Here is a 15,658-nt window from a genome sequence, read left to right as displayed (position 1 = left end):
GTAGATTATAATTTCTTTTTTTTTTAATAATATTATTTTAGAAGTATGAAATATGGGGCTGTTGGGATTTGAACCCAAATCCGACGGTATCTTCATCAAAGCGACATACCAATAGTTTCAGTCATTGACTTAACGTCTCATCGCTCCGAAATTGGAGCCGACTATTCTAGCCAGGTTGTACCCTTATTAGTAATAACTAACAGGTTTATACTACAGCCCCATTTAGACTTAAGTATCTGACTATTGTCTTCAAGAATTCAAAGCTTCTTTTTAAAGCTTTCTTTCAATATAAATATAGAAAAATAAAATAATTTATTTTTTGTTGAGTGCAATTGTTGTTCTTTTTTCTTTAGTTGGTGTTTTTTTGGTTAATTTTTTGGTTGTTTTTTTCTTCACTACTGTGTCCATTATTTGGCTAACTTTTAAAATTTCTTCAACCATTTCATCTTGTTTATTTTCAACTATTTGTTTTTTCTTTTTATTTCTAATAATTAGTTCAACAACTAAAATTATTGCAACTAAAAAAACTAATGCTAAAATTAAAAAAAATAAATATGAGTTCCAAAAACTTTTAGATTTTTTTGTAATTATTACTTCTAAATTATCTTGGTAATTTATCTTTTCTCCAATTATCTTGCCATTAATTATTAATTTGTGATTTGATTCTTTTAATTCTTCTAAATCTAAATCAACATTGATTAGTAATGTTTCTGTTTGATTTTCATTAACAATTATTTTTGATTCGGTTGGTGTTGCCCAACTATTATCTTGAGTTTCTATTGCAAATATTGCTTTTTTATCTGTTGGATTAGTAATTATTAATTTTATTTCAACGTCAGTTTCATTTTCTACATTAATAGTTCCAGAACTTCCATACCCATTCAAATCTAATTTTAGTAATTTTTCTGTGCTAGTTTGTTCAGTAACAATATTTTCTTCAAACGAAGTTGTATCAAAATCAGTTGAATTAGTTTGTGTTTGATTATTGGCTGTATTAATTTGTCCTAATTTCCAAACTCCACCAATTACAATTAAAATTATGATTAAAACTAATGATATTCCAATTAAGATTTTCCAAATTCCAAGCTGATTTCCAGTTTGTTTATATTTAACTTGTTCTTCTCGAGATTTTTTCAAACTCTTTCGAATTGGGTGTAATATTAATAAAATAACACCTAAAGCAACAATTCCTGCAATTAACCAAAACCAAATATTTTCATAACATTTTTTTGCTCGTGTAACTTCAAATGAAAAGTTTTCTAAATAATCTATTTTTTCTCCAGTAATTGTTCCTTCAATTTCTACTTTAAAATTTTGTGTTTTTAAAATTTCATAATCTGGAATGATTGTAACATCAATTGTTTTTGTAGTATTTGGGTTGATTTGAACTAATGAATTATCAAATTGTATCCACCCATTATTACTTTGAATTTTAAAAATTGCTGTTTTATCGGTTGGATTTTTAATAGTTATTGGAACATTTATTTTTGTTTGATTGGTTGCAATTAGTTTACCATTAGTAGTATCAAGTTCACTTAAATCAGTTTGAACTAATTTTTCAGAACTAGTATTTTGAGTAATTATTGCACTATTATTTATGTCAGATTCAGGAGTTATAGTTTCATTTAATGAATCATTATTAACTTCTTGTAATCCGTAATAAGTTCCAACTGCGATAATTCCAATAATAAAAATAATACCTAATATTAATAATAAAATTTTCAACCATTTGGATTGTTTTGATTGTTGTGCTGTTTCGTATGAGCCTGTATATCTTACTGAATCTAATTCCTTCTTAGTTTTTCTTTTAGTTGTTTTTTGTTCAGTTTCAAATTCAGTTTCGTCTAATTCAGAATAATCGTCTGATTTGTTTTTTTTACTAAATTTAAATAATAATCCTGCAAGTCCAATTACCAAAACTAATAACAATAATAGTAATAACCATAACCATTCTGAGTTTAGTAAACTTTTTTCTCCAACCTGCACAAAGAATTCTTGATTGTATTCTTGTTCAGTGCCTAAAACTCCTACATATAGTGTTGCTTTATAGAGCATTTCAGGTACGTCTTCAGTTGGTTCAATTAGTAAATTAATTATTTGTCCTTCACCTGGTGCTAGTTCTAAATTGTAAGTATCCAGTTTAATCCAAGGACTTGAATCAAGACCCATAACATATTTGGTCTTTTTAATTCCATTATTTCTAATTATTAATTCGTGTGTTGTTAAATTATAATCAACTGCAATATCATCATTTAATTGTTCGAACTCAATTTTGTATGCATCTTCTGAATTTTTAACGCCTACTAGAATTTCATTGGTTCTTGTTTCATTATCTAAATTATGGATTGTAACTGTTAGTTTAGTTAAGTAATCTCCCTTTGCAGTTTCAGGTGTTACGCTTTCAAGATTAAATTCATTGAATTCTCCGCTTTCTAAAACACCATCTGTGCCTTTGGTTAAATTAATCCATTCAGGAGCTTCATAAATTAAATTATATTCAAGATCTCTAGTTCCTTTATTTTCAATTAAAACTGTATTATCTTCAGATTCTCCGTTAACTACATATAGGCTTACATCTTCTTGAACTGAATCAAAAATTAAGTCATAATCATAGCAGTTTTCAGGTGTTAATAAGAATGTGTGATTTCTTAATTCATCTCCTTTTGAACTAATACTTTTTACTAAAACTTCGTAAGTTTCATTATGTTCTTTTGTAGGAATTGCAAGTAAATTAAATGAGCCTGTTTCTTCAGGTAATAACGCAACAGTTTCATTAGTTAGCGCAACCCATTCAGGTCCAACAATATCTAAATAATATCCATTGGTAAATTCTGCATTATTTAATATGTTTAAATCAATTTGATTTGCTGCATTTTGACATACTGCATAATTTTCTTGAGATAAAATAGTGTAATCATAACATTTGTTAATATCTAAATTTATTTCAGAGATTCCCTGCATGCCACTTTCTTTGGCGAGAACAGTAAGGATAATTGATTGATTTCCATATATTTCACAAGGGAGATTTACAAATGCATTAACTTCTTGTTTTTCTCCAGGTGTTAGAATTAATAAGTCAGTACTTAGTGTTATATATTCTGAGTATTGATCAAAGCTTAGTTTGTATGTTTCAGTGTGTTTTCCTGTATTATATATTTCGAATGAATATTCTGCAGGTGTACAAGGACATACTCCTTCTTCTAGCTTTTGTTCATATTTTTGTAATATTTCAATATTTTTACAATTTTGAACATTTAGAACTTGATTTAATTCTTTTTCTAAACCAAGTGTTGTTTGAATTTTAGTTATTAATTCATATTCTCCGCGCGCATCACAAGGTATGTTAATAAAGTTGTTAAAACTCTTCTTTTCTCCTTGTTCTGCAATAAAGAAGTTTGGTGCAGTTATTGCCCAATTTTGAGCCTCACCTGCTAAACTAACACTATATGAACTAATTATGTCTCCTGTATTTTGGACGACTATTAGATTTTCTTTTACTTCACATGAGCAAACGTTTAAATCTTTTTGCTGTGAAAAAGCCCAGAAATCTTCTTGTAAAGCGCTAGCTGCGCTAATTAACGTTATTAATATTAATAAACTGATTATAATATATTTTAGGATATTTTTACTACTCATATTAGACACCCTCGATTTGTTACTACAAAATAGAGGTTACTATTTAAATGTTTCTTTTTTTTAAATGACATATCTAAATTGGGGATATTTTTGACTTTTAAACAATAATGGATAATTTTAAATAAAAATAATTAACAATTGTTAATTATTGTGGATTTAAGGCAAGAAATTGAAATTTGGTATTTAATTCCAGCTATTCGAAAAAATCTTGCTTTTTACCTAAAAGAAGAAGGGATCAAACAAAAAGAGATTGCACAGCTCTTAAATTTAACTCCTAGTGCAATTTCACAATATATTAAAAAAAAGAGAAGTAAAGAAGATTTACTGTCGCTTGATATGATCTCAAAAATTAAAGAATCCACTAATAGAATAATTAAAAAATTAAATTTTACTGATTTAATAAAAGCAAAACAAGTAGTAATTGCAGAATTTCATTTTTTATGTGAATACGCGTATAAACAAAAATTAACTTGTGAAATTCATAAAAAAAAGAATTCAAATTTCAAGAATTGCAATGTTTGCTTTAATAATTGTAATTAAATATGGTGATTATAATGAAAACAATTTATTTGGATAATGCAGCAACAACCAAAACCGCACCAGAAGTTTTGGATACAATCAATTCTTTTAATGATGAAAGTTATGGTAATCCATCTTCACTGCATCATTTAGGAAGATTATCAAAAAAAGCACTAGATTTTGCAAGAATTAATATTGCAAATAAACTTAATGCAGCTGCAAGTGAGATAATTTTTACTAGTGGTGGCACTGAAGCAAATAATCTAGCAATATTTGGTATTTGTAATTCAAGAAAAGATAAAGGAAATCATATAATAACTTCTAAATTTGAACATCCATCAGTTCTACAATCGTTTGAACAATTAAAAAAACAAGGGTTTGAAGTAGACTTAGTAAATATTACTGAAGAGGGGATTGTTGATTTGGATCATCTTAAATCATTGTTAAAACCAAAAACTATTTTTGTATCAATAATGCATGCTAATAATGAAGTTGGGACAATTCAACCAATTAAAGAAATTGCAGCGATTTGTAAACAAACAAAATTTAGTGAGAATCAAAATATTATTTTTCATTCTGATTGTGTTCAATCTTTTACTAAATTACCTCTTGATGTAAAAGAGTTAGGTGTTGATTTAATTTCTATTTCGTCACATAAAATTCACGGTCCAAAAGGAGTTGGTGCACTATATATTAGAAAACTATTACCATTAACTCCTATTTTGTTTGGTGGGAGTCAAGAAAAACTTAAACGTGCAGGCACAGAAAATATTGCAGGAATTGTTGGTTTTGCAAAAGCAATTGAATTAATAACTGATAAAGATATAAAAAAAATGTCTGAGTTACGGGATTATTTAATCGAAGAACTTCTAAAAATTTCTGATACTAAATTGAATGGTTCACAAAATTTGAGACTTTGTAATAATATTTCAGTTGTTTTTAATTTTATTGAAGGAGAAAGTCTTTTGATGCATTTAGATTTAGAAGGAATTTGTGTGTCTACAGGTAGTGCTTGTTCTTCAATGGATCTTCAAGCATCTCATGTTCTGTTATCTTTAGGTTTACCGCATGAACAATGTCATGGAACAATTAGATTTACGCTTTCAAAATATACTACAAAAGAAGAATTAGATATAACAGTTAAAAAAATTAAAAAAACAGTTGAGGATCTTAGAAAGATTTCTCCATTTAAAGATTTTAAATCTTATGAATCAATTAAGGGTGATAATCATGTACACTGAAGAAGTTATTGAACGTTTTAAAAATCCTAAATTTTCAGGAGTAATAGAAAATCCAGATGGTAAAGGTGAAGTTGGAAATAAAGTATGTGGAGATGTAATGGTTGTTTTTATTAAAATTAAAAATGATGAATCTGGTAAAGAATTAGTTGAAGATATCAAATTTCAAACATTTGGTTGTGTTTCGGCAATTGCATCATCAGATATGTTGTGTGAACTTGCTAAAGGAAAAACATTGAGTTGCGCAGAAAAAATTACTCGTGATGATGTATCAAAAGCATTAGGTGGTCTTCCTCAAATTAAAGAGCACTGTTCGAATCTTGCAGCAGATGCACTTCAAAATGCGATTAAAGATTATAAAGAAAAGCAAAAAATTTAAGTTTTTCTTATTTTATTATTTTTTTGTTTTGGTTTTCTTTGTAAGGGAGACCAAATTTTTATATTAGTTCCAGCAATTCTTATTTGAGATAATATTTTTTTTGGTATTTTGCCAGGAGCACCCATAACTACATTTTTCTTTTTTAAAACTCCATTTAAAAAATCTTCAACAGTATTTGATTTAACTCCTGTGATTACATTCCCTAGATCTTTTAGGCGATGAGCATCACTTCCTCCAGTAAATGCTTTTTCAAGTTCTAAATTCCAAAGTATTGCTTTTTCATTCCGCCTTTTTTTTAAAATAGAATTAATAACTTCAATTGCATCAATTTTTTTTAAAACAGTAGGCTTTTTTTGAAAATATTTGTAAGCTCTTTTTGGTCGTAAACAAAATGGGTGTGGGATGCTACTCAAACAATTATATTGTTTTGATATGTCTAGTATTTCATCAGAACTAATAATTTTTTTTGGAACTTTTTTAAGTTTGGGTCTTGAAATATCTTTTTTTATTTTTGAATAAAATTCAATTAATTCAGCAATATCATAAAAATAGAATAATAAATCTTTATATTTGTCTGTTGTAACTTCAATTCCTGGAATTATTAATTGTTTATTTTTATTGCGTTTATTTTGTGCACAAGCTTTTATGGCACCTGTGATTAAATTATGATCTGTAATTGAAAATCCTATTTTTAATTTTTTTGTGTGTTTAATTATTTCGTTATAATTCATAGTTCCATCAGAATAAGTTGTATGGGTGTGCAAGTCAACGCAGTTGTATCCTTGTTTGTTTAATAATTCAATATCTGGTTTTTTTAATATGATTTTACCCATGATCGTAAAAATAACTTGATTGTTAATAAATTTTATTATATTGTTGTTTGATTTTTTTAATTATTTTTTTTAATTATTTTATGTTCAGTGAGGGTTGGTTAAATTCAGGTAATATCATCTAAAAATAGAAAATCTTTTAAAATAAAAAAGTATTTTATATTAAAAGAGGGTGGTATGGTACAGAAAACTATAGTTGACTACATATTTAGTCAGGTTAAGTTAGGTAAAAGTATTTATCAAGTTAGAGATTTTCTTATTAGTTCAGGTTATGATAGTTCTGAAGTTGAAAGTAGTGTTGAGTATGTACTAAATCTTTGGAAAAATCCTCAAATTGCACAGCAACAAAGAGTTCAACAATTAATTTATTATATTAATCAACAAATTGCGGCAGGTTATCCTATTCAAACAATTCGTCAATTTTTAATTTCTAAAGGTTATCCTTATTCTGAAGTACAATCAGCATTCAATCAAATCCAAGAACCAAAAACTGCAAGATCAACTGAACACAAATTACTTCTGGTGGCATTAATCATGATGATTGGTATTACAGGAGTATTAAGTTTTTTTTATGTTAGTTCATTTTTATCTTCAGGTGTTTTTGAGGTTCAATCATTACTAGATGTTAAATCAGAACAAATTTCATCTTTACAAAAACCTGGAGGCGAATTAGTTTTCAAAGTTGATTTAATTAATTTGGGCGAGTCTCAAAAATTTGATGTTGAATTAAAATATTCTGTGATTGATAAAAAATCGGATAAAACTATTCTTGAAAAATCAGAATCTGTGGCAATTATTACTTCTACTCAAAGAGCAGTAGTTTTTGATTTGCCAGATTCTTTAATTCCTGGTGATTATATTCTAAGAACTGATGCAATATATAATAATCAAACTGCAACATCTGGCTTTTTATTTGATGTAAAACCAGTTGAGCAAGTAGAACAAATAATTGAAGATGTTGTTGAAAAATATAAAGAATCAGAAAATGAAACAAATATTGTTGAATCAGACCTTCCTGAATTGACTGATTTGGAATTTAACCAAACTACTAAATTAAATGAGTCTATTAATGAGTCTGTAAATAAATCAACAAATACGCAACCTGTTGAATTAGAACCTGAGTTAGACGCAGATTCAAAGCCTGAGAAAGAAGATATCCTCAAAGGTAAAAATAAGCAAGAATCATTTGAAATTATAACTCAAGTAAGCGTACGTAACCCTAATCGCGCAATTGAGATGTGTGGCAGTTTTGCATATACTCAAACCACTAATGATTGTTTACTAGAATTATCAAATTTCAAAAAAGATTCTTCATTTTGTGAAAAAATAGTTGATACTACAAAACAAGGAAATTGCATCTTAAATTATGCTATGGAATCAAAAGATTATGAATCATGTAATAAAATTTCAGATCTTGGTCTTAAAACTGGGTGTTTACAATTAAAGATGATGGGTGATATTCAAACAGCTGCAGAATCAGGTAATTCTAAATCATTATATGATTCAATGGATAAAATTAAATCAAGTTCTAGTTTGAAAGATAAAATAAAACAAGCAAAGAATAAACAGAATTAAGTTATTATTTAATTTAACAATTATAATTGGCGCATCATCATTATTGTTTTTTAAAGTTTTTTTTTTAAAAATTCAAAAATTTTAATTTAATTTTGGATTTAAACTATATCTAAAATCTTCATAAAATTGAAACATATCTGCAGTTTCTTGTAAATCTGGTATGCATCTAGGTATTGGTGATGCAACAACATGAAATTCTACTTGTTCTCCCGTTTCAAGACTACTCTCTGTGACAACCCAAGGGTCAGTTTCATTAGTTTGATAACCGCCAAGTGGGTGGGTGTTTAAAATAACATCTTCTTCAGGGCTCCATTCATCAATTTCACATTCGTATGAAGTATCAGAATCTGGACTTACAGTTCTACAAGTTTTTAGTGCTGTTTCAGTATCACATCGATCACACATATGGCTACAATTTGCACTTAGATTAATATTATCTAAATAAAAATAAGTTGCATCAATTTTATAATTTCCAGGAACTAGTTCCATTTCTGTAAAAAAGTCAGTATTCAATTCAGAATCTCCATAAAACATGATGAATTTACTTATTTGTTCTTCCCAGGGATTATCTATTAATTTAATTATGTTAATTAGTACCATTTCAGATTCATTTAATTTTGTGGGTGTTGGAGTATATTGCAATATTTTAATCTCATTATACAATGAATCATTACTAACTAGTCTTTTCACTAAATGTTTTTTTACATTTACTTTTTTTGTATATTTTTTTTGCATTTCAAATTCAAATGTTTCTAATTGTCCAGGCGTGGTTGTTTGATCAATTATTCTTTCAGTTAAATATCCCTCTTTTTTCAAAGTAAATATTCCTCCTCCATAACACATTGGAAGTTTAACAATTAAATTAGGATCATCGGTTTCATTTTGGCGAATTATTTTTCCAACTTTACAATTATCATAATTGCCACATGCATAACTTACATCAACATCATCTAATACAGATCCATTTTTGTCTTTGACAATTATGGTTATATTATCAGTTACTCTTTGTTTTAAACTGCAAAATAATGATTTAGTATATTGTTTAATTGGGGTGGTTGATTGTGTTTTATCTGTTGATGCCAGTCCATCTTCTGCTTGAGAAACTCCATCTCCTCCCCCTGCAGTTTCGGCTTGTTCTGATTCTGAACTAATATCAACATCTGGTGATTCTTGTTCTTTTGCTTCTTTCATCGCATCAGTTTCAGCAAAACTTACGCTTTTTTTATCCCAAAATTCTCGTCCATTACCTTCAAACCAATCAATAGGTTTTAAGTTTTGTCGAATATTTGCTTCAAGTGCAAAATACATTCGATAGCCTTCTCCAAAAAATTCTGAATCACTACTAATTTCTACAATTACTGGAGCTGATATGTCATAATTATATCTATAAATTCGAGTGGGTTTTGCAGGCAGTATATCAAATCCCCAAAAACCAGATGGGTTGTGGATTACCTCGCTTGCAATTATCATTTCTCCATCACTAGGAGTTATATCAAAATATATTGGCCAATTAAGATAAATAAATTTAACAGAATAATTTACAAAATCTTCAGTTACGTTTGGTAAAAAGAATTGTGAATATAAATTATCAAAGTCAGTTCCAGTTTGAATAAGTTTAGCATCTTTTGTTTGATTTAATTGTATTAAATGAATGTGACTCGTAAGTAAATCTTTTATTTGCATTGACACTAGACTTTTTGACCACATTTTTGGAACATAACTATCTTCTGAAAGATAAATTGGGGGTAGTTTATTCATGTCTCCGGGGGAATTTAAGCTAATTAAATACATTAGATCATATTCTAAAAAGCTGTATTGTTTTTGTTTATCTACAATTTCTTGTGAGAACTCATATATTTTTTTAAATTCTAAAGGTAATTTTGTAACAAATTTTTTCATGGTAGTATTACGATCTCCAATACTTACTTGAATTTGATAATCTAAAAAAGCCACGACATCTCTTTCTGCAATAGTTATTTTTGGTTTAAATTCGGTTATTTCATTTATTTTGAATCCTTGTTTTTCAAATCCTTCAAAATCATTTATGCATTTATCCAGGTGTGTTTTAACATATGTTTCAATTTGTATTTGAATTAATTCTATGCTTGGTTGATTTGAGCCATAATTGCAATTATTACAATTATTTTCAGTTTCAAGCATCCACCAATAAGCAACATGTGTGGAGGGATTAAGTGTTAGTGTTGCACCATCAGCTTCAGTGGGATTCATTGAGTCTATGGTGTATTGTTCGGGAGCATAATCTGCATCTAACATATCTATGTAACCTCCATGACTCCCTAAAACAACAAATGCTTCTTTACTTATTTTATTTAAACAACTTTCAACAAAGTTTTGTATTGGTTTGACTTCTAAGGGTACAGTTTCTGTTGCTTCTTCAATTATGCTTTCAGAAACTCCATTATTAAAATATAAAAAAACAGAAAATATGCTAACTAAAACTATTCCAATTATCATAAACATAGTTATTTGGGCTTTTTTGTTTGGTTTCATTATTTTCTAGTCTTTTTTTTGTTAGATTTTTTTTTAATAAGTTTCTTTTTGACAGGTTTATTTTTTGTATTATTATTGTCTATAATTTTATGTGGCTTATTTGTTTTTAATATTATTTTTAAGTTTTCAGCGTAATATATTTTATTCCAGGATAAACAAAATAAGAATAATATGGTTAATGGGATGCTTAATATTGCCGCAAAATAAGATACTACTCCAAGAATTGCTAGAGAACTAATTAAAACTAGTACTACAACAAAATAAACAAATAATGTTTTTAAATTAATTATTGTAATTATTAATTTTTTAATTTGAATTCGAATGGACTTGTTTTCTTTAATTAATTGAGAGTATATTTTGTAAACATAATTTATGATAATATTTGTAATTATTATGATAACTATTGTGAGTATTGGTTTTTTTCTTAAAAGTAGAAATAACCCTGTTGTTGTAATAAAACTTAAAATCATAAAACTTAAGTTCATACTCCAAAATTTTAAAAATTTATAATTCAGTTTGGTATTTGGGATATTTATTTTTTTCCATCCAAAATATTGACTTGCAGAATAGAGTATGCTAAACAATGTTATACATAATAAGGTGATTCCAATAAGTTTTAGTATGAATGTGTTGAATAATTTTTGTATTGTTGTTACATTTTCTTTTAATTCTTTAGTTTTTTCCAAATCTCCTGCTATGTTTTGTAATTCTCCTTCGCCAAGTTCATAAACTCCTTTTGCAAGTTCATTTATTTTCATTACATCAACCCAAGCTAAACTTGAAATAATTAAGAATGTTGCAATTATTAGAAAAAATGAAAATATGGTTAAAATATCAAATAAGATTAATTTTAATACTTTTTCAGTTTTTAATAAGTCAAAACTCTGTTTAATTGAAATCAATTCTTTTTGTTTTAATTCTTTTTTTTTAGTTTTCATTGTTTAATTTGTGTTATTAATTATTTTAATTTTATTATTGTGTGAGATTAGCTTGAACCTGTATGATCCGCACCTTCAAAAGTTACTTCTATGGTTTCAGAAATATCTTCATTCCATATTTTTAGTTTAGCAGTTTTTAAATCACTTGTAGTGATGTACGACCAATAATCTCGTCCGGGATTTGCATAATTTGCAGGACCTGAAACTATTGGATCTGTGAGTCCTGAAACTCTTACTTCATAATTGAGTGTTTCTCCATGTGCTGCGCGCACAAACCAACTTAATTCATATAATTTTTCTTCCATAACTATTCCTAAATCATCATTAGCCAAAACTTCATTTACTTCAGCTTGGATTGTTGCAACATAGCTGTGTGAAAATGAACTGTCTCCCCTTACCATATTACCAACATTTGTTTCGCTAGGTTCGTTGTATACATCATTTGTGAGACAAAATGTTATTTCCCATTCTTCAACATCGTACCAATCAGTTGATGGAATTCCATGATCTCGATCTAATATGTCTGTAGTTCCCATAGTTGACCAATCAAAACTAGAAACACAACTTAAACTAATTAAAATCAACCAAGTCCAAATTAATATTTTTTGAAGTTTCATTTTTCTAAATTTTTGTTTATTGATTACAATAATCTTCTCCTTCTAAACTATTATCATAATAATTCCATTCTAAGTCTGACCAATTTATCCAATCACCAAGTTCTAAAAATAAAGCTAGTGATAATGTTATTCCACAAACAAATGATCTCCATGATTCAAGTAAAAAACCTTGTGTATCTTTTCCATCAGACTTGCCACATGCTTTTTCAATTTGACCATATGCTCCTGTTTTTGTATCAAATAAGGTTGATGCTCCAGAACTTGCACAGTTAGATGTAGTAAGTCCGCAAGGACAACCACAATCAAAATAATCCATTAAAGCTGCCATTAATGATCCAACTACTTGGCCAATTAGCCATTCATTCAATCCTTGAAACCAGGCATATGCTTGAGGGCCATCAACCATTCTTGAAGCTGCACTATCAACATATAAGCACTCGCGAGCATCTTTCATTTCATTACAGTGTGCTGGTGAAAAACCACTTGAAACATAATCTCTAACACAATTTCTTTGCATACACGTGACTTGTTTTTTCTTTTTAAGTCCATAAACTATTCCAGGAATACACCCAAATCCTCTTGCAACAGTGATACTTTTGTAAACACTCCAATCATAAGAAAATACTGCTTCGCCAAAATTTAGTTTATCTCCTGATGGACCTTTTTCATTTTCATAAGAGTATTTGAATTGTGATCCGCTTGATGTTCCAGTTCCAGCGAATGTTTGAATAAAATTATCTGCTTCACTAAATCTGCAAGTAGCCCAGGCACAAAGTAATTTAAGATAAAATCCAGGGGAGGTATAAACATCTGGAGTCCAAATTTTTGCATCAAATTGATATGTTAATGTAACAATTGTTGTTGAAACTTTATCAATTATTGCACAAATATCATAATATATTGTGTGAGGTAGTTTCCCTGCTTCAACTAAATCTCCTTGTTTTACGACTAGCATAACTGCATAAACTATCCACCCAACTATCCAAAGTAGCATTTTAATAATTTGCATTGCTTGAATTAAATAAACTAAAATTTCTACAAGTGAACATAATGTTCCAAAAAAAGCTAGTGCATCTTCATAACCATCTATGTCTGATTGTATATCTTCAATATCTGATTCAATTCCTTCAAGCGTATTTTGCATGCTTTCATTAAGTCCTCCAAATATCGTTCCTGTTAATTGGAGTGGAATTTCCACTTCTTCATATTCTGGTTGTGAATAAACTTTTGTACCTGCGCGAACTTTTAAATTTAATTTACAAGTCATAATTGTTTCGGAAACATTCGCAACTGCGTCAGCATCCAAAGATATTTTAATTCCAATTAATGGTTGAATAAATTCAAGCGGTGTTACAACGTATTCATCAGTTATGCTTCCTTCGCTTAGATTACAACTTTCAACATCAATTTTTTGAACTGCAACAGTTTCTGCATGATTAAGCATAATTTGAAAAAATACTGGGTATGACAAGTATCCTGAAGTTATTTTATCAAGTTTAGATGGGAACATACTTCCTTCAAGAATGTCTGCAGAAACTACATTGGGAGTTCCATTGACAGATTCACATACTTCTTGTTCAATAAAAAATGTTGCGTTGTTTCCTGCTCGATCAATTGCATCAATTCTGATTTGATCTTTAACATAATAAGAAACTAAATTATCTATTGATAGTTTACAATTCCATTGCCCATACGCATCTTCTATTTTTTCACATTCTCCTTTTTGAGGAAATGAATTAAGTGAAATATTTTGTGCATAAAATTCAACACTGACTTCTCCACTCATAGTCTCAGTTACATTAAATTCTATGTCTATAGTTTCACCAGTGACTGGACATGCGTAAGGCCTAAGTATGCTTTCATTATCTATTTTGGGGGGGGTTGAATCATAAAATATGGATGTGGTAGTTTTTCCATCAACTGCGTTTCCAGCATCATCTTGTGATGGATTAATTATTGTTAATTGAAGTATGTCTCCTGAATTGTGAGTTTTTGGATCAACAATTATATTTGTCCATAAGCAAGTCCAACCTTCAGTACAATTATTAGGTAATATTTTTGTTTTATCAAAGTTGTCAGTTACGTTTTGTTCTCCTAAACTAGAAAAGTCCATAATTATTTTTTTATTATAAATCCCGCTTTTATTTTCTTGAATGAGTGCAGTAATATTATCTGGGTTTAGTCCCATCCAACTTTTTCCATTCTCATCAACATTGGAGGTTATTATATTTTGAACAAGGGGACTTTCACGATCAATTGTGATTGGTAGTTCATGAGTTGTGCTTAGTTTTTTTCCGATTTCATCAGATACATCAATTTTTACAACGGGAGTTTGTTCTTCTGAAAAATAAACTACAATTCCTCCCCAAGTACATTCAATTTCTCCACTTAATTGGGTTGGTATTGTGTCTTGCTCACTGTAGTTTGCAGTTCCATTAGAGCACCCTCCAAAAGTGATTATTGGATAGTTTGTTTGAGCTTTTATTTCTTTGTAAGCTTCTTGATACTCAGGTCTTATGTTTAAAGAAGACATATCTAGATTTAATGAACTTAAGTTAAGAATTGAATCTTCATAAAAAGAAATCTTTAATTCTGCATTCATTAAAGGATCTCCTTTAAAATATTTAATTTCTTTATTCCCCAAATTTAAACTTATATTTTTTAGTTCAGGTATTTTCATGTCAATTGTTATGTTGGTACATTCTTTGGTTTTTTGATTTAATCTATCATAAACATCAATACATATTTTTTTGGTCTCAAAAATTCCCTCAAGTCCATTAACTTCTATTTTTGTTGTATTAGTTATTGCGCATGAACTTGTATTAAATATTGCTTCTCCTTTTTGAACTGAATCAATGGAGAATATAACTTTTCCAATTCCTGCACATTCAAGTCCGCAATCAACACAACCAAGATCAATACTGGAATAATTTGCATATACTCCACTTTCATTTTGTATTACATTAAAGCTTTGTATTTTTGGGGGTATGTTATCTACAATAAATTGTGCAAAGTCGAGTTCTTCCGAAATAGTTCCGCCACTCGAAAATCTTTGTATTTGATAAACATATTTTCCAGGTTCTAAAATTTCATCAATTAAAGAAATACAATGGTGAATAAATGTTTTATTGTTGTAAGTACATTCAAACATTTCACTAGTGTATTCTAATAATTTTAAACTGTTAGGTTCAACATAATTGCTGTTATTAATTAAATCAAGTTCTATTTGAGTATAATCATTTGTTCGTCTTACACCTGTTACTCCATGTTGTCCTGTTGCACTAACATTTTGAATATTTGCATATACTGAACTAGCATGAATTGGTAGAAGTATCCATAAATAAATTAAAAGCAGACCCACGAATTTAATGTATATCTGCCAATTTCCCCTTTTTTCCATAATATTAAAAGAATA

General features: G+C 28.6%; 10 protein-coding genes and 1 tRNA gene. 4 read left to right on the top strand and 7 right to left on the bottom strand.

The genetic code is table 11. The features are described 5' to 3' along the window. Positions 1-53: 53 nt before the first annotated feature. Positions 54-220 (bottom strand) — tRNA-Trp (locus tag HN587_06295). A 92-nt stretch (positions 221-312) separates the two neighbouring features. Continuing rightward, positions 313-3,636: a hypothetical protein gene (locus HN587_06290; protein MBT7903444.1), complete on the bottom strand. Its 3,324-nt coding sequence runs from the start codon at positions 3,634-3,636 to the stop codon at positions 313-315. A gap of 150 nt (positions 3,637-3,786) precedes the next feature. Here HN587_06290 and HN587_06285 point away from each other — a divergent pair, with 150 nt between their 5' ends. From HN587_06285 to HN587_06275, 3 genes are read left to right on the top strand one after another with little or no spacing between them, the layout of a single operon-like run. Continuing rightward, complete coding sequence (locus HN587_06285; protein ID MBT7903443.1) at positions 3,787-4,176, top strand: helix-turn-helix domain-containing protein; 390 nt, start codon at positions 3,787-3,789, stop codon at positions 4,174-4,176. Positions 4,177-4,190: 14 nt separating this feature from the next. Next, complete coding sequence (locus HN587_06280) at positions 4,191-5,396, top strand: cysteine desulfurase (protein ID MBT7903442.1); 1,206 nt, start codon at positions 4,191-4,193, stop codon at positions 5,394-5,396. After that, positions 5,386-5,772 carry an iron-sulfur cluster assembly scaffold protein gene (locus tag HN587_06275; GenBank protein MBT7903441.1) on the top strand — a complete coding sequence of 129 codons (387 nt, stop codon included), beginning with the start codon at positions 5,386-5,388 and terminating at the stop codon, positions 5,770-5,772. Before HN587_06280 ends, HN587_06275 begins: the two co-directional genes overlap by 11 nt. Here HN587_06275 and HN587_06270 read toward each other — a convergent pair. Next, complete coding sequence (locus HN587_06270; protein MBT7903440.1) at positions 5,769-6,605, bottom strand: PHP domain-containing protein; 837 nt, start codon at positions 6,603-6,605, stop codon at positions 5,769-5,771. The genes HN587_06275 and HN587_06270 overlap by 4 nt on opposite strands. Positions 6,606-6,779: 174 nt before the next feature. Here HN587_06270 and HN587_06265 point away from each other — a divergent pair, with 174 nt between their 5' ends. Continuing rightward, a complete protein-coding gene (locus HN587_06265) occupies positions 6,780-8,177 on the top strand; it encodes a hypothetical protein (protein ID MBT7903439.1) in 1,398 nt (465 codons plus the stop codon). An 81-nt stretch (positions 8,178-8,258) separates the two neighbouring features. On the opposite strand, the gene HN587_06260 is transcribed toward HN587_06265, so the two are convergent. From HN587_06260 to HN587_06245, 4 genes are read right to left on the bottom strand one after another with little or no spacing between them, the layout of a single operon-like run. Further along, on the bottom strand, positions 8,259-10,688 hold the full coding sequence (locus HN587_06260; GenBank protein ID MBT7903438.1) for a hypothetical protein: 2,430 nt from the start codon (positions 10,686-10,688) through the stop codon (positions 8,259-8,261). Beyond that, a complete protein-coding gene (locus HN587_06255; GenBank protein ID MBT7903437.1) occupies positions 10,688-11,626 on the bottom strand; it encodes a hypothetical protein in 939 nt (312 codons plus the stop codon). Before HN587_06255 ends, HN587_06260 begins: the two co-directional genes overlap by 1 nt. 47 nt (positions 11,627-11,673) lie before the next feature. Beyond that, the gene (locus HN587_06250; protein ID MBT7903436.1) at positions 11,674-12,243 is read right to left on the bottom strand and encodes a hypothetical protein; all 570 of its coding nucleotides are present in this window, start codon (positions 12,241-12,243) and stop codon (positions 11,674-11,676) included. A gap of 16 nt (positions 12,244-12,259) precedes the next feature. After that, positions 12,260-15,643 carry a hypothetical protein gene (locus HN587_06245; GenBank protein ID MBT7903435.1) on the bottom strand — a complete coding sequence of 1,128 codons (3,384 nt, stop codon included), beginning with the start codon at positions 15,641-15,643 and terminating at the stop codon, positions 12,260-12,262. Positions 15,644-15,658: the final 15 nt, after the last annotated feature.

The sequence above is a fragment of the Candidatus Woesearchaeota archaeon genome (assembly GCA_018675335.1).
Taxonomy (GTDB): domain Archaea; phylum Nanobdellota; class Nanobdellia; order Woesearchaeales; family UBA11576; genus JABJCP01.
This window is presented reverse-complemented; position numbering and strand designations above follow the sequence as displayed.

Excerpts from the sequence above, each read along its gene's own strand:
- HN587_06290 (MBT7903444.1), bottom strand. The coding sequence starts at position 3,636 with ATGAGTAGTAAAAATATCCTAAAATATATTATAATCAGTTTATTAATA.
- HN587_06280 (MBT7903442.1), top strand. The coding sequence starts at position 4,191 with ATGAAAACAATTTATTTGGATAATGCAGCAACAACCAAAACCGCACCA.
- HN587_06275 (MBT7903441.1), top strand. The coding sequence starts at position 5,386 with ATGTACACTGAAGAAGTTATTGAACGTTTTAAAAATCCTAAATTTTCA.
- HN587_06270 (MBT7903440.1), bottom strand. The coding sequence starts at position 6,605 with ATGGGTAAAATCATATTAAAAAAACCAGATATTGAATTATTAAACAAA.
- HN587_06265 (MBT7903439.1), top strand. The coding sequence starts at position 6,780 with ATGGTACAGAAAACTATAGTTGACTACATATTTAGTCAGGTTAAGTTA.
- HN587_06260 (MBT7903438.1), bottom strand. The coding sequence starts at position 10,688 with ATGAAACCAAACAAAAAAGCCCAAATAACTATGTTTATGATAATTGGA.
- HN587_06255 (MBT7903437.1), bottom strand. The coding sequence starts at position 11,626 with ATGAAAACTAAAAAAAAAGAATTAAAACAAAAAGAATTGATTTCAATT.
- HN587_06250 (MBT7903436.1), bottom strand. The coding sequence starts at position 12,243 with ATGAAACTTCAAAAAATATTAATTTGGACTTGGTTGATTTTAATTAGT.
- HN587_06245 (MBT7903435.1), bottom strand. The coding sequence starts at position 15,643 with ATGGAAAAAAGGGGAAATTGGCAGATATACATTAAATTCGTGGGTCTG.